At 36.3% G+C, this 22,245-nt stretch carries 21 protein-coding genes; 12 read left to right on the forward strand and 9 right to left on the reverse strand.

Annotated elements, in window-relative coordinates; all coding sequences use genetic code 11:
• Nucleotides 1-80: 80 nt before the first annotated feature.
• The 5 genes from HEQ36_RS13905 (at nt 81) to HEQ36_RS13925 (ending at nt 3,860) form a co-directional block, all read left to right on the forward strand.
• Nucleotides 81-605: a Ycf51 family protein gene (locus HEQ36_RS13905; protein ID WP_168636228.1), complete on the forward strand. Its 525-nt coding sequence runs from the start codon at nt 81-83 to the stop codon at nt 603-605.
• Nucleotides 606-776: 171 nt separating this feature from the next.
• Nucleotides 777-1,955, forward strand: a complete 1,179-nt coding sequence (locus tag HEQ36_RS13910) for an iron-containing alcohol dehydrogenase family protein (RefSeq protein WP_168636229.1) — start codon at nt 777-779, stop codon at nt 1,953-1,955.
• Nucleotides 1,952-3,157 (forward strand): aspartate aminotransferase, encoded by a 1,206-nt coding sequence (locus HEQ36_RS13915; RefSeq protein ID WP_168636230.1) that lies wholly within the window; start codon nt 1,952-1,954, stop codon nt 3,155-3,157. The genes HEQ36_RS13910 and HEQ36_RS13915 overlap by 4 nt, the downstream gene beginning before the upstream one ends.
• Nucleotides 3,158-3,196: 39 nt before the next feature.
• Entirely contained in the window at nt 3,197-3,607 is a 411-nt protein-coding gene (locus tag HEQ36_RS13920) for a hypothetical protein (protein WP_168636212.1), read from the forward strand.
• Nucleotides 3,600-3,860, forward strand: a complete 261-nt coding sequence (locus tag HEQ36_RS13925) for a UPF0175 family protein (protein WP_039202188.1) — start codon at nt 3,600-3,602, stop codon at nt 3,858-3,860. The genes HEQ36_RS13920 and HEQ36_RS13925 overlap by 8 nt, the downstream gene beginning before the upstream one ends.
• Before the next feature lie 64 nt (nt 3,861-3,924).
• Here HEQ36_RS13925 and HEQ36_RS13930 read toward each other — a convergent pair whose 3' ends face one another.
• From HEQ36_RS13930 to HEQ36_RS13955, 6 genes are all read right to left on the reverse strand, one after another.
• The gene (locus HEQ36_RS13930) at nt 3,925-4,212 is read right to left on the reverse strand and encodes a type II toxin-antitoxin system HigA family antitoxin (protein WP_233455500.1); all 288 of its coding nucleotides are present in this window, start codon (nt 4,210-4,212) and stop codon (nt 3,925-3,927) included.
• 245 nt (nt 4,213-4,457) lie between these two features.
• Nucleotides 4,458-5,546, reverse strand: coding sequence for an RNA-binding domain-containing protein (locus HEQ36_RS13935; protein ID WP_168636231.1), 1,089 nt, complete (start codon nt 5,544-5,546; stop codon nt 4,458-4,460).
• Nucleotides 5,547-5,644: 98 nt separating this feature from the next.
• Nucleotides 5,645-8,437 carry a tetratricopeptide repeat protein gene (locus tag HEQ36_RS13940; RefSeq protein WP_205748544.1) on the reverse strand — a complete coding sequence of 931 codons (2,793 nt, stop codon included), beginning with the start codon at nt 8,435-8,437 and terminating at the stop codon, nt 5,645-5,647.
• A 163-nt stretch (nt 8,438-8,600) separates the two neighbouring features.
• The gene (locus HEQ36_RS13945; RefSeq protein ID WP_168636232.1) at nt 8,601-9,050 is read right to left on the reverse strand and encodes a DUF29 domain-containing protein; all 450 of its coding nucleotides are present in this window, start codon (nt 9,048-9,050) and stop codon (nt 8,601-8,603) included.
• Nucleotides 9,051-9,517: 467 nt separating this feature from the next.
• The gene (dcd, locus tag HEQ36_RS13950) at nt 9,518-10,087 is read right to left on the reverse strand and encodes a dCTP deaminase (RefSeq protein WP_035083368.1); all 570 of its coding nucleotides are present in this window, start codon (nt 10,085-10,087) and stop codon (nt 9,518-9,520) included.
• A gap of 74 nt (nt 10,088-10,161) precedes the next feature.
• Nucleotides 10,162-10,698, reverse strand: coding sequence for a P-loop NTPase family protein (locus tag HEQ36_RS13955; protein WP_168636233.1), 537 nt, complete (start codon nt 10,696-10,698; stop codon nt 10,162-10,164).
• Nucleotides 10,699-11,003: 305 nt separating this feature from the next.
• Here HEQ36_RS13955 and rph point away from each other — a divergent pair, with 305 nt between their 5' ends.
• The 7 genes from rph (at nt 11,004) to hemJ (ending at nt 16,372) form a co-directional block, all read left to right on the forward strand.
• Nucleotides 11,004-11,747: a ribonuclease PH gene (gene rph, locus HEQ36_RS13960; protein ID WP_168636234.1), complete on the forward strand. Its 744-nt coding sequence runs from the start codon at nt 11,004-11,006 to the stop codon at nt 11,745-11,747.
• A gap of 46 nt (nt 11,748-11,793) precedes the next feature.
• A complete protein-coding gene (locus HEQ36_RS13965; protein ID WP_039202221.1) occupies nt 11,794-12,567 on the forward strand; it encodes an MlaE family lipid ABC transporter permease subunit in 774 nt (257 codons plus the stop codon).
• A gap of 116 nt (nt 12,568-12,683) precedes the next feature.
• A complete protein-coding gene (locus HEQ36_RS13970; RefSeq protein ID WP_168636235.1) occupies nt 12,684-13,535 on the forward strand; it encodes an alpha/beta fold hydrolase in 852 nt (283 codons plus the stop codon).
• 303 nt (nt 13,536-13,838) lie between these two features.
• Complete coding sequence (gene yhdJ, locus HEQ36_RS13975; protein ID WP_233455501.1) at nt 13,839-14,735, forward strand: adenine-specific DNA-methyltransferase; 897 nt, start codon at nt 13,839-13,841, stop codon at nt 14,733-14,735.
• Between the two features lie 188 nt (nt 14,736-14,923).
• Entirely contained in the window at nt 14,924-15,301 is a 378-nt protein-coding gene (locus HEQ36_RS13980) for a hypothetical protein (protein ID WP_233455502.1), read from the forward strand.
• Nucleotides 15,302-15,309: 8 nt separating this feature from the next.
• Nucleotides 15,310-15,663, forward strand: coding sequence for a type II restriction endonuclease (locus HEQ36_RS13985; RefSeq protein ID WP_168636236.1), 354 nt, complete (start codon nt 15,310-15,312; stop codon nt 15,661-15,663).
• A 121-nt stretch (nt 15,664-15,784) separates the two neighbouring features.
• Nucleotides 15,785-16,372, forward strand: coding sequence for a protoporphyrinogen oxidase HemJ (gene hemJ / locus HEQ36_RS13990; RefSeq protein ID WP_168636237.1), 588 nt, complete (start codon nt 15,785-15,787; stop codon nt 16,370-16,372).
• Between the two features lie 580 nt (nt 16,373-16,952).
• Here hemJ and miaB read toward each other — a convergent pair.
• The 3 genes from miaB to HEQ36_RS14005 all read right to left on the reverse strand — a co-directional run bounded on the left by miaB (nt 16,953) and on the right by HEQ36_RS14005 (nt 22,080).
• Entirely contained in the window at nt 16,953-18,314 is a 1,362-nt protein-coding gene (miaB, locus tag HEQ36_RS13995) for a tRNA (N6-isopentenyl adenosine(37)-C2)-methylthiotransferase MiaB (protein ID WP_168636238.1), read from the reverse strand.
• Nucleotides 18,315-18,624: 310 nt separating this feature from the next.
• Entirely contained in the window at nt 18,625-20,523 is a 1,899-nt protein-coding gene (locus HEQ36_RS14000; protein WP_168636239.1) for an amino acid adenylation domain-containing protein, read from the reverse strand.
• 291 nt (nt 20,524-20,814) lie between these two features.
• Nucleotides 20,815-22,080 carry a tetratricopeptide repeat protein gene (locus tag HEQ36_RS14005; protein ID WP_168636240.1) on the reverse strand — a complete coding sequence of 422 codons (1,266 nt, stop codon included), beginning with the start codon at nt 22,078-22,080 and terminating at the stop codon, nt 20,815-20,817.
• Nucleotides 22,081-22,245: the final 165 nt, after the last annotated feature.

Consider the following 22,245-nt stretch of genomic DNA (forward strand, 5'->3'; position numbering starts at 1 on the left):
GAAATGGGGGGCGTTTTGCTTTGCATAAAAATCTGGTGTTGCTCATAGGTAAGATGGTAATTGTCCGTAATTAAAACCTTATGCCTAGTACCGCTAATTTTCTCCAATATACCCAATGGTCAGGTATTGCGACAATAGTATTTGCAGTTCTGACAATCTTGGCCTTCATACTCAAATGGGGCTTTCGCTTTCGATTGGTGGGTGCAACTGGCTTTATGCTGGTACTGACAGGGGGGTTATTTTCACTTTCCCTTGTTCCCCTGAGTCGTACAATTATTCCTGGTGCTGTCAAGTACACCCTAGTTTATGACAACGGTTCTAACCAAACAGTAATTGCGATCACCCCAGAAATTACTCCCACAGAATTAGAAGCCACTTTACGTCAAGCAGCTAGTAACCTTTATTCCTATGGTCGCTTAGGTACTGGTGGTAGCAAGGAAATGATAGTCCGCGCTCGCACCATTATCCACCCAGAAATAGGGTTATCTGTACCGCTGTACTTGGGTCAAATAAATCGCACTTTGGTCAGTCGTGAAGACCCAGAAATGGTGGTAGAAGTTTATTTAGACAAGTTTGCTTCCTTACCAAAACCTACAGCTTCATAGGTGACAGGTGACATGATAGTTAAGAGGGAATAGGAAAATCTGACAGGGCGCAGGCCCTGCGCCCCTACATCCTGATTTTCTATTTGCACATTTTTTGGTCATCTATCATACAATAAAGATTATTTTAAAATTTGATTAAGAAATATCAATAGTTTTGGCAAAATAACGATCATGCCTAATCAACATTCTACTGAAACTTTGTCCACTCAAACGACTAGTTCATTTTTCAGCCTTTCTGTTTCCCCTGGGAAAGTAATTCGCGGTGCGGGAGTTTTGTCAACCGTTGCGGCTGAAGTCGCTAATTTCGGGAGTCGTCCGTTAATTATTGCCGGCAACCAAACTCTTAATCTGAGTCAAGAGAGTTTACAACCTCTTTTCCAATCTCCAGAATTACATCCTTTGTCAGTTTCCTATGGTGCTGATTGTTGTGAAGCTAGTTTGAAGGCTTTACGCAAAGCTGCTAAAGAACATAAAGCTGATCTGATTATCGGGATTGGTGGTGGTAAAGCCCTAGATACGGCTAAATTAGTCGCCCACCAATTGACATTACCAATTGTGACAATTCCCACTTCTGGGGCTACCTGTGCGGCTTGGACTGCCCTTTCTAATGTCTATTCAGAAACTGGGGCGTTTTTATATGATGTGGCTTTATCTCGCTGTCCTGATTTGCTGATTTTGGATTATAATTTAGTTCAGACTGCACCTCCAAGCACATTAATAGCAGGAATTGGGGATGCGATCGCTAAATGGTATGAAGCCTCAGTGAGTAGTGGACATTTACAACAAACTTTAATTATTGCCGCAGTCCAACAAGCGCGAGTTTTACGAGATATTTTATTACAAAAGTCCGCCGCAGCCCTACAGTCCCCCGGTAGCAAAATTTGGCAAGAAGTTGTAGACGCAACTGTACTCCTAGCTGGAGTAATTGGGGGACTCGGTGGGGCGCAATGTCGCACGGTTGCCGCCCATGCAGTCCATAATGGCTTAACCCATATTTCTGGACATGGGAGCATTCATGGGGAAAAGGTCGCTTATGGTATCCTGGTACAACTGCGGTTAGAAGAAATGATCCAAGGAAATCAATTAGCAGCGTCAGCAAGACAACAATTGTTGAAGTTCTATGCAGAGATTGGACTACCCCAAAAATTAGCAGATTTGGGACTAGGTAATATCACTTTGGGTGAGTTACAAACAGCAGCGGAAATTAGTTTAGAACCTAATTCTGATATCCACCGTTTACCGTTTAATGTAGCGTTGGAACAATTGATGGCCGCAATGGTTTCTACCACTGCACCAATAGATATTAATCGTGTTTCCACCAGGGGAATAAGTGACGAGGTGAAGGAATGAGTTTGAGTTGGATGTCTCCCGCAGAACGGATACAAAAATTGCCGCCTTATGTATTTGCTCGTTTGGATGAATTAAAGGCTAAGGCTAGAGAACAAGGGTTGGATTTAATTGATTTGGGTATGGGTAATCCTGATGGACATACTCCCCAACCTGTGATAGAAGCGGCTATAGCAGCTTTGCAAAATCCCGCTAATCACGGTTATCCTCCATTTGAAGGAACGGCTAGTTTCCGTAAGGCGATTACTCAATGGTATAATCGCCGTTATGGTGTTACCCTTGATCCTGATAGTGAGGCTTTACCCTTACTCGGTTCTAAGGAAGGTTTGGGACATTTAGCGATCGCCTATATTAATCCTGGTGATACTGTATTAGTACCTTCACCATCTTACCCTGTGCATTTTCGTGGTCCGATTATTGCTGGGGGAGTTATCCACAATTTAATTCTCAAGGAAGAAAATAACTGGTTAATTGATTTAGCAGCTATTCCTGATGAAGTAGCTAGAAAGGCTAAAATTCTCTATTTCAATTATCCTAGCAATCCTACCGCAGCTACCGCCCCCCGCGAATTTTTTGAAGAAATTGTCGCTTTTGCACGGAAGTATGAAATCCTTTTAGTCCATGATTTATGTTATGCCGAATTAGCTTTTGATGGTTATCAACCCACTAGCTTATTAGAAATTCCTGGCGCTAAGGAGATTGGTGTCGAGTTTCACACTTTATCTAAAACCTATAATATGGCAGGTTGGCGCGTTGGTTTTGTCGTGGGAAATCGTCATGTGATCCAAGGTTTGCGGACACTCAAAACCAATTTAGATTATGGCATTTTTTCGGCTTTGCAAACAGCAGCAGAAACTGCCCTGAGTCTCCCTGATTCTTATTTACATGAAGTTCAACAACGTTACCGCACTCGTCGAGATTTTTTAATTGATGGTTTGGGTAAATTGGGGTGGAATATTCCCAAAACTGAAGCGACTATGTATTTGTGGATAAAATGTCCGGTGGGAATGAATTCTACAGATTTTGCTTTGAATGTTTTACAGCAAACTGGGGTGGTTTTGACTCCTGGAAATGCCTTTGGTGTGGGTGGTGAAGGCTATGTGAGAATTAGTTTAATTGCTGATTGCGATCGCTTGGGTGAAGCTTTACAAAGATTCAAGGAAGCGGGGATTTGCTATCAGTCGGAAGTTTCTGTTTCTGCGTAATAATTAAGGTGAATACACAATCTCAAAAGAATTAAGATCATGACAATTCTGGAAAAGGTAGTAACTACCATGCAGCAGTTACCTATAGATCAACAGCAGCAAGTTCTCCGTTTTGTTGAGTTTCTAGCATTTGAATTGGGTAATCACCAAGTTAATCAAGATTCTGAAATCTCAAATCTAAAAAAGCCTGAAGCTTCTCCTCATGATCTATTAAGAAAATGGGAAGGAGTTATTGAAGGTGGGGTAGACGATCTTTCTTTTAATAAGAAATACATGGAAGAATATGATTTAAGTCAACTAAAAAATCCTATTCGGGGTAAATATTCTCAACGATATCAAGAAGGATATAGTGTTACTATTCATCATGAAGATGGGACAACAACAGTAGAACATTTCCCTAAACAAAATGATATAATTATTCTTGATCCTGATGTGAAACAATATGAGTAAACTAATCTTAGAAATTCCTGATCAAGTAACTGAGGGATTACGTCTACCTCCTGATGAACGTCTGCATCGCATCCGCACTGAATTAGCAATTAGACTTTATCAAAAAGGGATTCTTTCTTTTGGGAAAGCCCGTGAATTGTCGCAATTAAGTAAATGGGAATTTCATGAGTTATTGGGACAAGAAAATATTGATCGTAGTTATGATTTAGAAGAGTTAGAAACAGATTTAGAGACATTAGAAATATTATCATGAAAGCAGTTAGTAATTCATCGGTTTTAATTGCTTTAAGTAGTATTGGACAATTAGAGTTAATTAATCAACGGTTTCCCGATTCGGATGAACCAATTTCAGGTAAATCTGATAAAGTCAGTTTGTGTTCTTCCATTAAATAAGCTAATACATCATTTCCGTGACAATTAGCAATGGGATAATGTTCTATTTCATAAGCCTCAATTATTGTTCCTAATGTATCTAATAAATGATAAAGAGGATGTTGTTCATTAGTACCAATTTCATCAAGTAAATCATTTAATCTTGAAATTGCTTGTTCATATTCTTCTTCATGCAGAATATCTTTAACAACTATTTGCGTTTTGTTATCCATATAACCAACCAAACCAAAAGAGTCCATCCCAAGGTAGCAATTATGCTTAAAATTAATGAAGCTGAAAAGTAATTTTTTGGTAATAAAGGTGAGTTGATCTTATCTATGTGCGTAGTGATAATACCGGAAAATATAGCACCACCACCAAAACCTATTCCTAATACTTGGACTGTTCTTTCTAAAGAGCGATCGCTCTTGAGTTTCTTATATCTCTACTATACCAGGAATTGAGATGATCGCTTGGTCTAACAACTTTCCCCTGACAGCTTACCCTGCTTTAGACAAAATTCTACTGTTTCTGAAATATCCAGAGATTTTGAGGTATTACCAGCACGAATGTAGAGTTCTGATTTTTTATCTTTACCTTGCATAATAGCTATTATATCTGATTTTCTGACATCAATTGCACAGACTACTTTACTTTCGATTGTCTCAAATCTAACCGTAACTAATGACATAAAACCAGCACCAATGCGATCGCAAATTAGATTTACAATTGTCTGTTCAAGTTGATCTAGAGAACCTTTGGAAAGTATAGCTAAATCTTGCTCTAATCCAAAAATATTACCATCATCTTCAACTCCAATAATTAAAGTTCCTCCTTCAGAATTGAGAAAAGCAGCAATAGTTTTAAGGACACTAAATTTTAAATCCTCATTTTTACGATTTTGTCTAACATCCCATTGCAAAGTGCTTTTGTATTCTAGTTTCGGACTTTCCGGTAATTTTATAAGTTCAGCAATTGGTTGTAAATTACCTATTTTTCTAATAGTAGTTAAAAACCGTCTTAATTTTCGTTCCTCAAGTAATTTGTTGAGGGTATCTTCATTATCTGCTGTTTCAATTACAGTTTTATTAATGACTGCAATATATTTACCCCAATAGTCTTTTTCTAAAATTTCCAGATTTTCAATTATCCACTGTTCATTGTGGACATTACCCCAGCGATTAAAATAAGTAATAGCTTCTTGGATAGAATCGTGGAGAGTATCAAAAACATTACCCCGCATGGTTTTAGAAATATAGTCCCATGCTTGCAATTTAAAAGCATTCCGACAATCTATCACATTATCATTAGCAGTGAGGATAATCACCACTGATGAAAGATTACCTGCTTTTACCTCTTCCAAAATCACAAATCCACTGTTATCTTGCTCCATTCGCATATCAGCAATTATGACATCAAAAGGATCACATAACTTTTCTGTTGCTTCAACTACACTAGAAGCAGTCTGAATCTGACGATAACCATAATCATTTAACCACTCTATAAGTTGAGTGAGGTAGCCAGAATTATCTTCCACCAATAGCAAATGAATATTTTCAGTCTGCATAATTCTATAACTTTCAGAGATTTAAAAACGACACAAAGTAAATTATACTATATTCCTAGTATAGCCTGATAGTGTGACTTATATCAAATTTAACAAAATTAACTATTTTCGCTTTTTGTATAAGGAATATAGATTTTAAATTTAGCTCCTTTACATCCAGTTTCTTGGATATATCCGTTCATCTGTGTTAATGTTTTGCGGATGATAAATAGTCCCAACCCACTACCATAACCTTCATTAGCTGTAGTTTTTAGAGGTTGAAATATCCAATCTTTTTTATCTGGGGGAATTCCTTGACCATTATCATTAAACTCAATTAATAGATATTTTTGCTCACCTGGAATAGTAGCACCACGAATTCCCGGAGGATTGATAATATCCTGTGTGGATATGGAGATGTTTAAATCTAGTTTTTTATCATTGTGTTTGAGAGAATTTTCTACTAATTCATTTAAAATACTTTTGATCTTTTCTTCATCACCATTAAACTCTGAATCACCATTTTCAACATCCAGAGTAATAGAAGCATTATCAATATGAGGGTTAGCTTCCCATTTTTCAAATAGTTTTTTGATTTTAAAATGATGATTTTTAATTTTGATACCTTCATTAATGGCCTTGAGATCATTAAGAGCAATTTGAGTAAATTCTAGTTGTGTTAATAGTTTCTCAAATTGCTTGTAGTGAGGATCATCAACAGCAAGTTTTCTCATAGCACGTCTAGTTTTAGACTCAATAATTGCTAACTGATTATTAACAAAATCAGAAATATCATGAGCAGTTTTGGAAATAATTGCTAGAATTTGCTCATATTGATCATTAGAAATAGTGGCAATTTGGGATTTTTCTAATCCTCGACGACGGTTAACTTCTTCAAGTACATCCTCAATATCATTAATAATACCTGTAAGCAGGGGATATTCTGTTTGAGAAAAACGCAAAATCCGGTAAGCAATCCCTTTGAGAATGCTAATTTCATTAGCAATTTTATGATAAATCGCTCGATTTAGTATTTCGGTGTCATTCACACCACTTTGGTAATCAGATTTAACCATTTTAAAATATTCTTCTTCACTTAAATTCAGCGTCAACATCTCCAGTGCTTGAGAATAGCGTGGTGATTCCTCAGCAATTTGTTGTAACATCTTAACAGCAGTTTCATTATAAGGATTATGAGCGAAGATACTTCTAGCACTAGATAATAATGATTTTTCTATATCATCTGAGTTAGCAATTGCTAAGTTAAAATATTGATCTCCTTTTTCGTACAATTTAAGACCATAGTGAAGTCTTCCTAGAGTAATATGAATAACATTTATATGATATTGGGGGAGACTATCAAAATCTATCGCTTGAAGTTGAGATATACCATCTTTGTATCTACCTAACTCTTCTAAACATCTGGCGTATATAAAAGATATATAATTATCAGATTTTATTTGTAAAAATCGCTTAAAAATTTCAGAAGCTTTTTCAAATTCTCCAGCATCTAATAATACTTTTCCATATTTAGTTAGAGTATTACCATATCGAGCTATGGTAATAATATCATCAGGTTGAAGTTGTAATGACTGCTCGAAAATTTCACAAGCCTTGTCATATCTTTCCGATTCTGTCAATGCTTGACCATAGCTAGTTAAAGTTTTTATATCATTAGGTTTAATTCGCAAAGACTGCTCAAAAATTTTATAAGCTTTCTCATAATTTCTTGCATATACTAATGCTTGACCATAGCTAGTTAATGCTATTATATTATTAGGTTTAATCTGTAAAGATTGTTTAAAAATCTCACAAGCTTTTCTATAATTCCTTGATTCCGTCAATGCTTTTCCATAGCTAGTTAAAGTTATTGTATTATTAGGTTCAATTTGTAAAGACTGCTCAAAAATTTCAAACGCTTTTTCATAATTCCTTGATTCCGTCAATGCTTTTCCATAGCTAGTTAAAGTTATTGTATTATTAGGTTCAATTTGTAAAGACTGCTCAAAAATTTCAAACGCTTTTTCATAATTCTCTGATTCTGCTAATGCCTTTCCATAGCTAGTTAAAACTCTTATATTATTAGGCTTGATTTTTAAATATCGTTCAAAAATCTCAAACACTTTTTCATAATTTCCAGATTTTGCTAATGGTTGTTTATAGCTATTTAAAGTTGTTGTATTATCAGGATTAATTTGTAAAGACTGCTCAAAAATATCAAAAGCTTTTTCACAATTTCCAGATTCTGCTAAGGCTTTTCCGTAGCTATTTAATACTATTGTATTAGTAGGATCAATTTGCAAAGCTTGCTCAAAAATATCAAAAGATTTTTCATAATTGCCCGATTCTGCTAATGCTTTTCCGTAGCTATTTAATACTGTTATATTAGTAGAGTTGATTTGCAAAGCTTGCTCAAAAATATGAAAAGATTTTTCATAATTGCCCGATTCTGCTAATGCTTGTCCATAGCTATCTAAAGTTATTGTATTATTAGGATTAATTTTTAAAGAACGTTCAAAAATTACAAAAGCTTTGTCATAAAGCTTTATTTTTAATAAAGCTTTAATATATGTACTTAACACTTTTACATTATTGGGTTCAATCTGTAAAGCCTTATCAAGAATATTTAATGCTTTATCATAATCAGCACTCTGCAATAAAGCACTTCCGTAGTTTCTCAAAATACTAACATTATTTGGTGCAAGTTGTAGAGCTTTTTCAAAAATTGTTAATGCTGCTTCTACTTTATTTAATTTTACTAGAGATTCAGCATAAATTTTCAAAGCTTCAATATTATCTGGTTCAATTTCTAAAACTTGTTGAATAATGACAATAGCTTGTTTACTGTCCCGATTCCTCAGTAAATCGTCAGCCTTGCTAATTAAAGATTGGATATCATCACTATTCATCATGGCATGGTTTATTTTTTAAATTTAAAATAATCCAGGGAATTTATTCCCTGTCTCAAAGCCAAAGTCGGTTAAAACCGACTAGAATATAGTCTAATTTACTGAAGGAACATTTGACAATCACATCCTGTAAATCCTGAAATCCTGGACATCCTGATTCTGACAATTATTCCCAAAAGTCCACATTTAACATTGCTTCAATATCACAACTAAACGGCCACGTATCAGGAAACTCACACTGTGGATAACTATTGCGGACAATTTTCAGAGCATCTGCATAAGCTTCATCAAATACTTGGCTAAAATAAGGCTTGAGACTAGGTGAATTTTTGAGTAACTTTCTGATTCCAATCCTTTGTTTAATGATTGATTCTACCCACCCACGATAACAATCAGGGATATGCACATAATTCCGCTTGAGAATATGTTCTAAAAGTTCTGCTAACCGATTTTCAAGTTCACGTTTATCTGAGCGACCCAAGTCCTCTATCTCCTCTATCAAATTATCAATATCTAGTCCTTCTATATCTCTATTCCGTAATTTGTGGACAATATCTTCAATCCAGAGTAAATAGTCTTGCTCATATAAAGATACTGCAATCGGTGTCCGTGTCATTGCTGTAAATCCTCTAAATGACCTAATTCCATTTTAAGTGAAATCATTTGTAAAGTTAGACAATCAACCTGTAAACTAGCAAAATCGACACAATTTAAATTCTTTTAACATTTTGCTTATTCAATACCTTGTCCATTTTCTGTAGCATTTTTTGGTTTCATGCTTCAACCCCCTCCCCACAAGCGATGAGGGGGCTAAGATGTACCTTATATGATTGGAAATTGCTGTAAATTACCCCCCTTAATCTCCCCGATGCTTTGGGGGGAAACCGAAAAAATTAGTTCCCTCCCCAAAGCATCGCGGAGGGTTAGGGTAGGGTAAAATATTTGATACAGCAATCATGACTTTTCAAACACCATCTTAATATTATTAGGCGATCGCTTACCTATAAAATCAAATATAGATACTCAAAATCACCACTATATCTATTTTGGACTGGGAACAGGAAAATGATTTGTGTTTCAAATTTAAACTCTAGCTATTGTAACAATCTCTAACTGATCTTGATATTTACCTCTGCGAGTTTCATAACTAACAGCACAGGGTTCACCCTCTAAAAATAGCAATTGCACCACACCTTCATTAGCATAAATACGACAGTCAGCGCTGGAAGAATTAGAAAATTCTAAAGTAAGATGTCCTCTCCATGCCGCTTCAGCAGGTGTTAAATTAGCTATTATACCACATCTTGCATAAGTAGATTTACCAATGCAAATTACTGTAATATTGGCTGGAACTTCCAGCTTTTCGAGAGCCACACCTAAACCATAAGAATGAGCAGGTAAGATAAAATAGCTACCACTTTCATCTGTATGTAATTGGGTAGACTCTAGATTTTGGGGATTAAAGTTTTTAGGATCAATAACAGTACCGGGAATGTGGCGAAAAATGCGAAATTCAGAGCCAGAAAGCCGGATATCATAGCCGTAAGAAGAAAGTCCGTAACTAATTACAGGTTGCGGAAGCTGAGATGAATCAGGTTGCAATTTACGAATTAAACTCGATTCAAAAGGCGAAATCATGCCTTTTTGAGCCATTTCAGTAATCCAGATGTCGTTTTTAATCACAAGTTCACAGATAATTCAACCAAGTTATTACGACATCTTAATACTTAAGGTTGATGACTGCGACGAATTTCTGTAATTTGGTCTGCTACATCTAAAAGAGACTTTGGCATTTGAGAACCTGTGAGGATAATATCAACATGAGGAGGACGGTGAGAAAGAAACTCTAAAACCTCAGTTTCTGGAATTAAACCGAAATTAATCGCTAAACTCAACTCATCTAATACCAGTAAAGAATACTTACCTTCATTAACTACCTTTTGGGTATGTTGCCAAAGTTGTTGCAGAGCCTGACTTTCCGCTGCGTCCAAATCGGAATTATCAATATAACGGGGTAAATCACAGCGAATCCAATCTAAATGTTGTCCCATTTGGGTGGGTCGTTCATGTCCTTGGCGAATCCCACCTTTGAGGAATTGGACTATTAATACTGGTGTACCTTGTCCAGCAATTCTCAGTGCTTGTGCCATCACGCTGGTAAAAAAGCTACGCTGGGAATTAGTAAAAACTTGTATCAGTCCTTCTACGGAATATGGTAGGCTGAGGGTTGAATTTAGACCTGGGGTTTCTAGTTGGGCAACCATAAGGCAAAGTTTAAAAACTCACTATAAATTTAATGACTTACATAGGACTTACGCAAGTTTCACACTAAAAATCTGTTGTAGGGTGCGTCAGATATCAACAATCTGTTTATTTGCAGAATTTATGCAGTCTGACCCACCCTACCAATGTGCCAGTTGGGTAAGTCCCGTTACATTTAAAGGCAAATTTTTGCTAACAGCAGAACATATAGTTATCATACAGCAGTATTTATCAGTAAAGCAGCCTTATTCCTTTGTCATCCTGGGGTAATCTAAAGGCTGTAGGCAAAAATTTTGAGGCAATTTCAATGACTTGGCAACGTCCTGACGGCAGAACCCCTGGTGAACTCCGTCCCCATAGTTTTTATCCTAATTTCACTCGGTTTGCACCTGGTTCTGTTTTAGCGAAATCTGGTGATACTCAGGTTCTGTGTACGGTTAGTGTGACTGAAGGAGTGCCTAAATTTTTGACTGGTAGTGGGAAGGGTTGGTTAACTGCTGAATATAGAATGTTGCCTTCTGCTACCCAGAAACGCCAGGAACGGGAATTGATGAAACTGTCGGGCAGAACCCAGGAAATTCAACGTTTAATTGGGCGGAGTTTAAGGGCTGCGCTGGATTTTGAGGTGTTGGGAGAACGAACGCTGACTGTGGATACAGATGTGCTGCAAGCTGACGCAGGAACGAGGACAATGGCAATTACTGGGGGTTTTGTGGCTTTGGCTCATGCTATTTCTCAATTATTGCAGCAGGGGGTTTTAGCGCGATCGCCTTTATGTGGACAAATAGCAGCAGTTTCTGTAGGCTTGTTGCAGGGTGAACCATTTTTGGATCTTAACTATGTTGAAGATGTAGCCGCAGATGTGGATTTTAACGTAGTCATGAATCATCAAATGAACATTATTGAAGTTCAGGGAACAGCGGAAGCGGGAAGTTTTAGTCGTCAGCAGTTGAGTCAAATGCTAGATTTTTCGGAACAAGGTATACAGGAATTATTAACTGCTCAAAGAAATGCTATTAGTGATTGGAATACTCTATTTGTAGCAACTTAAATTTTCATAATTCCCTAGTAAAAAAATTTAATTAGTGGCCGTAAACTTGCAACCAAAAAGAAATTTAGAACAATCTTGGATAATTCGCTATTTGTCAGTATTCCTGTTGTTCGGTCAAATTTTACTGCATTTCCTGCGCGGAAAAACCTACTATCGCAAGATATTAGAACATACAGTGACAACAGGACCAGCTTCCCTCCCTCCAGTATTATTAGTCAACGGTTTTGCGGGGATGATTTTCACGATTCAAACCGCTAGAGAATTGGTCAGATTCGGGGCTGTAGATACCGTTGGCGGTGCATTTGCTTTAGCATTTTGTCGAGAACTAGCACCAATTTTAACTGCTAGTATTATCGCCGGACAAGTTGGTTCAGCTTTTGCTGCGGAATTAGGAGCAATGCGGGTAACAGAGCAAATTGACGCTTTATATATGCTCAGAACAGACCCTGTTGATTATCTTGTCTTACCCAGAGTCATTGCTTGCTGTTTAATGATGCCTGTAATGATGATTTTTGCTGTAGTTACAGGTGTTATGGGTGGTGCTTTTGCGGCTATGCAGTTTTATCAGGTTAGTCCTGAAACATTTTTAGAATCAGTGAGAAATTTTTTATTACCATCAGATATTTTAATTATTTTACTCAAGGGGTGGATTTTTGGGGCTATAGTATCGGTTAATGGTTGTAGTTGGGGACTGACAACTCAAGGAGGCGCAAAGGAAGTGGGAGAATCAGCTACAACTGCTGTGGTAACTACTTGGGTGGCGATTTTTATTATGGATTTTGTGTTGGCGTTGCTACTGTTTGAGAAACCCTTGCTTTGACACTCCCCGGTCTAAAGACATAAGTAGTTTTGGGATTTGTTCACCTATCACCTATTTGTAGGATGATGATATTAGCATTTGTATGGTGTTGTTGCCGTCGTCAATAGGAAAATAGCGTGTCAATTCAAGAACATAAAATTACGGTAGATTCTCTAGAATGGTTTTATCGAGAAGCTGAACCGATTGGGAGAACTGATTTAATCCCTGTGTTATTTTTACATGGGATAGTTGCTCAAAGTTATAGTTGGAGAAATATTATACCTAGTTTAGCAGCACAGGGAAATAGAGCGATCGCACCTGACTGGATTGGTTGTGGATTTTCCGGTACACCAGAAAAACAGGATTTTGCTTATACTCCCGACGCATTTATCACAGCTTTAGGAGGATTTGTTCAAGCTTTAGAATTAGAAAAGTTTTCCCTAGTTGTCCAAGGTTTTTTAGGTTCAGTTGGCTTACAATACGCCCTCCGTCATCCTGAAAAAGTTGCTAATATTGCTATTTTAAATACCCCCATTTCTACAGCAGCAAAATTACCTTGGAAAATCAAACAAATGGGTTTACCCTTTGCGGGAGATATGATTACCCAAGATCCTTTATTAGTTGATAGAACCCTAGAAGGTGGAAGTCGTTACCGCATTGAAGATCAAGATTTAGATGTTTATAGAAAACCCTTTTTGAAAAGTTCTGCTCCTGGAAGAAGTCTCTTAGCAACAATTCGCAATTTCCAACTAGAAAAAGCCATGCTAGAAATAGAAAATGGGTTTAAAGAATGGCAACAACCTATTTTAGTCCAATGGGGAATGATTGATCCTTGGTTATCTGTAGATATGGCGGAAACTTTTGTAAAATCTGTACCCAATGGGGAAATAATCAAACTTAATAATGTGGGACATTATGCCCAAGAACATTATCATGAAGTGATTTTACAAGATTTACTCCCATTTTTCCGGCGTTCCCAATCGAATTAAATATCAACCAGTATTTCTTGTTCTCTGCTATCCTTCTTTTGTTTAAGTATTTTTAAGAAGAAGGATAGTAAAGTCAATACATTAGAGGATGTTTTAAAAGTGGTATCCCGTAATTTTCATCACATTTTACCCCCCTTTCCCCTTTACAAGGGGAAAAACAATAAAAATCCAGTTCCCTCCCCTTTACAAGGGGAGGGTTAGGGAGGGGTAAAACATTTGATACAGCAATCATGAGTTTTCAAACAACCTCTTATTGTCTGAGTTTTTGATTTGCACAATCAAAATTTTGCTTACTTATTTAAAATGATGATTGAACAACATAAAAATCAACAACATACCATTTTTCACGGTGATGCGGTCAACATTTTATTAAATCATATTCCTGCCGAATCAGTAGATTTAATTTTTATTGATCCTCCTTATAATATAGGTAAGAAATTTGGTAACTTCCATGATAAATGGGAATCAGAAACAGAATATATAAATTGGTCATATCAATGGCTCGATGAATCTATTCGCATTCTTAAACCAAATGGTACAATTTATGTGATGACAAGTACCCAAGCAATGCCTTATTTTGATATTTATTTGAGACAAAAATTAACTATTCTCAGTCGGATAATGTGGCATTATGATAGTTCTGGAGTTCAAGCTACAAAATACTTCGGTTCAATGTATGAACCTATTCTTCATTGTGTCAAAGATAAAAACAATTATATTTTTAATGCAGATGATATTAAAGTTGAAGCAAAAACAGGCGCACAACGGAAATTAATTGATTACAGAAAATCAGTTCCTACCCCCTATAATACAGAAAAAGTACCTGGTAATGCTTGGTATTTTCCCCGTGTGAGATATCGCATGGAAGAATATGAAAATCATCCTTCACAAAAACCAGAGTCATTACTAGAAAGAATCATTTTAGCAAGTAGTCATAAAGGAAGTTTAATCCTTGATCCCTTTGCTGGAACTTTTACAACTGCTGCTGTAGCTAAACGTTTAGGTAGGAAATCTATCAGTATTGAACTGCAAGAAGAATATCTAAAAATTGGATTGAGAAGGATTTTAGAAATGGAAGAATATCAAGGAGAAAAACTCTTACCACCACAGAAAAACCATAATATCAAAAATAAAAATGGAAAAAAAGTAGATTTAGATTTTATCCAAGGGAGTATCTTTGATGAAAATACTACAGCATGATTTTACGCAAACAATAATTAATATTCTTAATAAATACTTTCCTAGATATGGAGATATTATTTTAAAGAATAGTCAATTATTAAGTAGGTTAGCATTGAAAATCGTCGTTATGGCAAGGCAAGAGGCAAAAGGCAAGAGTGAAGAGGGTTTGGGGGATTTTACATTTCTTTACACAGTTTGGTTTTATTGTGTTCACCTACTTACAGTATATTAATATTAAAGCTAAAGCTGCAAATCGTGGTTCAAAATCAAGATCCAGATTTGCTAATCATTATGCTATATATGTTTTGATTGAAGATTATTTACAAAAGGAATTTCATCTTAAAAATGGCTATGAAGATTATGAAGGCGCACAGTTTACAACTTTAAAAATGAGACAACAAAAACTGCCTTTTGGAAATAAACTTCAAAATCATGCTCTGAATCATCGTTTAAATGAAGAATTTAAAAAATATTTTCACACCTCAGATTATTTACCAATAATAAGAGATTCAACAACAAATAGATATTGGATTAATGAAAATCTTTTAAAAATTGAAACACAAATGCAAATGATGGTGGGATAGATTTTGTCATGAAGCCTCTGGGAAGGTTTTTTCAAGTTACAGAAACCTTAGATACGGGAAAATATTTTTTAGATATTGATAAGGTACAAAAATATCCAGTTACTTTTGTAATCAAAACTGAGGAAGAAGTCGAATATTTACTCAATAAGATTGAGGAACAAGCAAAGACAAGATATCAAATCAAAGCTATTATTAAAAAGTATATGGAATGTATAGAGGAAGTGATAAATATTCCAGAACTAATACTTCGTTTTAATAAAGGTTTAGAATTTCAAAAGGGTATTCAAGTAATTGAAGAAATAGTTTTACAAAGTCGAGTTGAGTTTAATATGGAAGAAGAAGCTGTTGGGGATGAAGTATGATGATGCTAAATATACGGTTCACACTTCTTAACCTATCCACATCCTTGCTGCGAAATCATCTTAACCTGATAATGAGAGTAGATGCAATCATTTGTAAATTGATAAAGGTAGGTTACAATTCATGGCGTATTCTTGGTTTAAAGCATTTCATATTATTGGCTTTGTGGTTTGGTTTGCGGGGTTATTCTACCTAGTGCGGTTGTTTATCTACCATGTTGAAGCTAACCTTGAACCAGAACCAGCAAGAACGATACTGAAGAACCAGTATCAAATCATGGAAAAGCGTCTTTACGACATTATTACTACTCCGGGACTGTTTATGACAGTAGCAATGGCTATTGGTATTTTATCTACCAACATGGAACTGTTAAAAGAACCCTGGCTACATTACAAGTTAGGATTTGTAGCGGTCTTAATTGGCTATCATGTTTACTGCGCTAAATTAATGAAGCAGTTAGCAGCGAATGAATGTAAATGGACTGGTCAAAGTTTACGCGCCTTAAACGAAGCACCGACGCTTTTATTAGTCGTAATTGTGATGTTGGCGACATTTAAGAATAACTTACCTACAGACCTCACCGCTTGGTTAATTTTTGGTTTGGTGATTTTCATGGCTGTGAGTATTCAACTCTACGCCAAAATCCGCAGACGCAATCAGGAAAAACTGACAGGACAATTAAAAGAGGAGTCAGGAGTAAAAGCTTTTTAACTAAGTAGGTGGACGTGAAATAACCAAAATGTGTAACGATATGTAAATTCACCTCGATGGGTTATTGTCGTTGAGTTTTAGCCATTTCAAAAAACGAAATATATTTTGATTTTCCTCCGCCCACCTACTTATCGGTAGGGGTTTAGCACTGCTCATAGGTGTCAACTTAAGTGAGAAATGGCTTATCTGTTTGTTTTCACACCCGCCCAGAAATGAATTTCCGGGCTAATAGCTAAAGTTTACTAAAGTAAACTGAAGGTTTAGACAATTATTAGTCATCTTTAGATGACTTTCGCTATTAGACTGGGAATTAATTCCCAGACGGGCTATGGGTTTTACGTTAAGTTGACACCATTAAGCACTGCTAAAACCCTACATAGGGTTTGCTGATAGCGAAGCATGGTGTAGTCTATAGAAATTGTCTGTGAGGACAGAGAAATCTTAACTGGGAACAGTTTCAGCCATCTGGATATCCTCAATTTTCCAAATCCGACAAAGACAAATGCACCTATGTTGAGACACCATAAGCCAAAACCTTGCAAGACAGAGAGTATGGTGTCAGCTATACTCCTGTATTTTGTTAAACTGTAACTGGTTGACGAACTTCTACTGCTGCTCCTGTTAAACTAAAAGCACGAACTTCGGTAATTTTAACTTTGACGATTTGCCCTTTGAGGCGATTAATATCACCACTAAAGAATGTGAGACGATTTCCCCCAGTTCTTCCCATAACCTGGTTTGTGTCTTTGGTATTTTGAGCTTCTACTAATACTTCTTCAATCCGACCAAAGTAACGTTGCGATCGCTCTGCTGCTTTGATATTAACTAAATGGTTCAATCTTTGCAAGCGATCGCTTTTAACTTCCTCACTCAGTTGATTATCCCACAAAGCCGCAGGTGTACCAGGACGAGGTGAATAAGCCGCAGTATTCACTAAATCAAACCCGATATCTGCCACTAATTGCAAAGTATTTTCAAACTGTGTTTCTGTCTCACCAGGAAAACCCACAATCGCATCAGCACTAATTGACGCATCCGGCATATACCCTCTAATAGTATCAATAATCCGGCGATATTTTTCCTGAGTATAGCCCCGTGACATAGCTTTTAAAAGCTCATTATCCCCAGATTGAAAAGGAATGTGAAAATGTTCGCAGACTTTGGGCAAATCTGCACAGGCTTTAATTAATCTTTCCGTAAAATAACGGGGGTGACTGGTAGCAAATCTTATGCGTTCAATACCCGGTACATCATGGACATAATAAAGTAAATCTGTCAATGTGTGCAGGTGACGACCTTCGGCGGTAGAACCAGGTAAATCCCGTCCGTAAGCATCAATATTTTGACCCAGGAGAGTAATTTCTTTATATCCTTGTTTTGCTAACTGTTCGATTTCCGCCCGAACCGCTTCTGGTGTCCGAGACTGTTCCACACCGCGCACATTAGGAACAACGCAATAAGTACAACGTTCGTTACAACCATAAATAATATTTACCCAAGCAGTTACCTGACTATCCCGACGCGGCTGGGTGATATCTTCAAAAATATGAACTTCTTCCGTAGCGACAACTTGATTACCAGCAAAAACCGACTCTAGCAAATCTTTAAGACGGTTAGCGTGTTGGGGTCCCATCACCAAATCCAATTCTGGCACACGACGCAGCAAAGCTTCACCTTCTTGTTGGGCAACACAACCAGCAACAATCAAAGTTAAATCAGGTTGTTCCTGCTTGCGCTTGGCTTGTCTACCTAAATAAGAATATACTTTTTGTTCCGCATTATCACGAATCGTGCAGGTATTGTAAAGAATTACATCTGCTTGGTTTGGGTCATCTGACCACTCAAAGCCCATGTCTTCTAAAATACCAGCCATGCGTTCAGAGTCTGCCTTATTCATTTGGCAACCGAAGGTGATAATGTGGTAATGGCGGTTAGTGGTCATTGGAAATTACGCTTAGTTAGTAATGTATATCAAGTCTGTTTTCTATTCTATATAGGAATCTTATCTTATTTGGGTAACATTTTCAGGAGTGTGCGGTTTGTGGTGAACAATGGAAATGTGTCGCTCAATATTTCGGGGGAAAGCGCCATTCGATTATAACGGCTAGAAGCTGGACTTTTTTATCATACAAAGAACAAGGTTCAAAGCCTCTCCAGTATTAAATATTATTCCTTTTCCCTCTCCTCTTAGGAGAGGGTTAGGGAGAGGTGCAAAGGAGAGGTTTACCAGAGGGGTTTCATATTTGGTTAAACTATGAACCGTTTGCAGTATACGTTACGTTCTGAGCTTTCTCTAGACAAATTTTAACTTGTTTTGCCAATACTCTCACATTCGGTTCATTGAGAAGAGAAAGATGAGAACCAGGAATATACTTAATATCTAAATCACCCATAACTATCTCACCCCAACCAAAATGGGAATCATATTCTAAACCTATAGCCTCAGTTCGATTTTCATCTCTCGTGCGGAAAAGAGTTAGTTTCCCTGCATAAGGTCGAAATACATAGGTATTCAAAGCTTGTTTATGAGCATTTGATATTTCTAAATACTTTTTATCTTCAGGGAGAATGACATGAGAACCAGTCGGAAAGTAATGATTGCAAACTTGTTTAGTATATTCAGGTAATTTATTCTGTAAATATTGCCGAATTTCTTTAGTAGTAGGTGCTGGTTTTTGTTGAGGAACAATATAAGCTATGAGACGTTTATCTTCTGGACTATCTTCACTAGCTATAACTACAGCTTCTTTAATGTTGCTAATTTTCAGCAATTCCATTTCAATTTCTGCAACTTCAATGCGGAAGCCTCGGATTTTTACCTGAAAGTCTTTTCTTCCTTTATGAATTAAACAACCATCTGCTTGAATACAGCCTAAATCACCTGTGCGATAAATTCTTTTTTGGCTATTTTGAATATCGGGTAAAAATACAGCTTGCGTTAATTCTGGTTTTTGCCAATAACCTAAAGCTAAATATTCACTTTTGAGGGTAATTTCTCCAATATTGCCGTTTTTAACTTCTACTCCTGCTTCATCTAATAGCACAACTTCCATATCTTCAACTGCATAACCAATAGGTACGATGCTATTTTCAATTTTCGTATCTTTATCAACGATGAAATTACGGAAAGTTCCTGCTTCTGTTGCGCCTAAACTGGCATATAAAAGACAATCTGAAGAAAAGTATTTTTTATAATTTTCGACATCTCTAATTAAGGTAGCTTCACCACCTAATTTAACTAGGCGAATTTTAGGAAACTGTTCTGTACCAGTGAGAGTATCTACAAAATGCCGAAACAGAGTTGTAAATGAATGATAAATTGTAATTTCCGATGTAATTAACCAATTAACTAAATTAGTTAATCCCTGTTCTTTGACATTGAATGAATAGAGACTCGCACCATTAAGTAAGGTGTAGAAAATACATAATATTCCACCTAAAGCACTACAAGAATAGAGAAAAACTACACGATCTTGATGGTTAATTAATAAAGTTTTTGTGTCATTCATGCAGTAATGCAAAGCATTAGGATGATTCTGTACAACTCCCTTGGATTGACCAGTTGAGCCACTAGTATAAATTAGATAAGCTGGTGCTTCTGGTGATATTTTGATAGTGGGATTTTGGCAAGAATTATGGTTATCAATATTGTCTATATTAAATAAATGACAACTATTAATAGTAGCTTCAGCGAGTTTTATCGCCAAATCCAAATTGAGATTATTGGTAATAAATGCAACGGCTTGAGCATCTTTAATAATATAAGCTAGTCTATCAATAGGAAATGTGGGATCTAAAGGAACAAAGATTTTACCTGTTTTCAATACTCCCAACATACTTGTAATAAAATCTGCACCTTTTTCCAGTAGTAATACAATTACTTCTAATTTATTTCCTCGTTGTTCAAGAATTTGATTGGCTAACCGATTAGCATTTTTATTTAGCTGTGCATAAGTGAGAGTTTGATTCTGGGTTTTGATAGCAATATGATCTGGATATTTATCAACTTGTTTTTCAAATCGGCTAGGTATAGACTGTTCAATCTCAAATTTGGGAAAGTCTATAAAGCCTTTTGGCGAGGGAATTAGACGATTGCAAATAATTTTTTTCTGGAATAAGATATTTGGAATTGTGGAGTAAATATTATTCATGGCTATATAAACTTTATTGAATTTTTGGTGAAAATCAGGGTTGAGGTAGAAAATTATCTCTTTTTAATTTATTTATTGCCCTTGACTTAATTAATGATGTGCATTGATAAAAATAAATGGTATGACAAATTATAATAACCTGCCATACTCAAGGAGAATCTTTCATAAAATCTTTATCTATACTTTGTTTTTAAAATAAAAATTGTATACAAATTATCCAAATTAATGTATAATCATAAACTGTAGATACCCAAATTATCTAATAAATTGGGTATTTGGATAGTATATCTTCTAATTGCGATCGCGCTCTAATTGATCAATGACTCTTTGTAAATACCAATCATCTGACATTCCCGGATAATGATATTCTTGTTGTTGAATCAAGCCTTTGGCGATTTCCCATTGTCCCCCCACTAACCGCAACAGTCGCTGACGTAAAACTTCATATTTTTGATTATTAATTACGGGTTGGGACATTTGGATTTTTTGTAACCTATTTAATACCTGTTGATAATTTTCCCAGTCTTCTTGTTCACAATAAATACTCGCTGCTTTTTGATAATCGGCTACAGCAGTTTGTATTTCTTCTAACAATGTATAGGCAAGACCACGATTATAGTAAGCTGGAGCGTAATCATGATTTATGTGCAGTGCTTGACTATAATCTTGAATTGCATTCAAACAATTACCCATTTCTCGATAAATATTACCTCTAGCAACATAAACTAAAGGATCTTCAGGCTGCATTTTTAAGGCTTGGTTTAAATCCGATAATGCACCCTGATAATCACCAATTTGGCAACGGGCTTTTCCTCGGTTACGATAAACAATGGCATCTTGAAAATCCAGTTTTAGTGCTTGATTAAAGTCAGTAATTGCTTCTCGATAATTACCAAGTTTACACTGAACTACGCCGCGACAGCAATAGGCTTGAGCATCTTTAGGATCAACTTTTAATACCCAGTTTAAATCAGCAATAGCTTCTCTAGTTTCTCCCTGTTCTGCCTTTGTTAATAATTGCTGAAAATATTGATTGGTAGAGGTAATAGATACAGTTACAGACTTATTTATTTGTTGTTCTGGCTTTTGAGGTGGTTGTAATTGTTTAATTTTTTGCAAACAACTTTGACATTTTTCCTTATCTTTTTGTTCTAGATATAATTTAGCTGCTTTCTTGAAATTAGCGATCGCATCTTGAATATGTCCCTGTTTACGTCGGACAATCCCCCGTAAATCATAAGCAGCAGCATCATCAGAATCCAGCCAAATTGCCCTTTCTACATCCTCCAAAGCACCAGGAAGATTTTTTAATGCCAATCTAGCTAAAGCCCGAAAATAACAGGCTTCTCGACTATATTTATCCAGTTTTATAGCTTCAGTATAATCATAAACAGCTTGCATAATTGCCCCTGAATCATAATATGCTAGACCCCGTTGAATATATGCTTTACTAAACCCAGGATTTTGTTGGATAGCAGCGGTAAATTCTCCTATCGCACCAGTATAATCTTGTTGTTTAGCTTTTTCTAATCCCCGATTGTAAAATTCGTCATTCATCCTGCTAATCCTTTAATCCTGGATATCCTGATTCTAACAGGTTTGGATTTTATCGCTTGTAGGGTGCGTCAGACCCGATAATTTCGCAAAAAAACAGATTTCCTGTATCTGACGCACCTAACTCAACAAGTGATTCCCCACGCCGAAAACGACGCAATTTCATTT

This window comes from Anabaena sp. 54 (genome assembly GCF_017355725.1).
Lineage (GTDB): Bacteria > Cyanobacteriota > Cyanobacteriia > Cyanobacteriales > Nostocaceae > Dolichospermum > Dolichospermum heterosporum.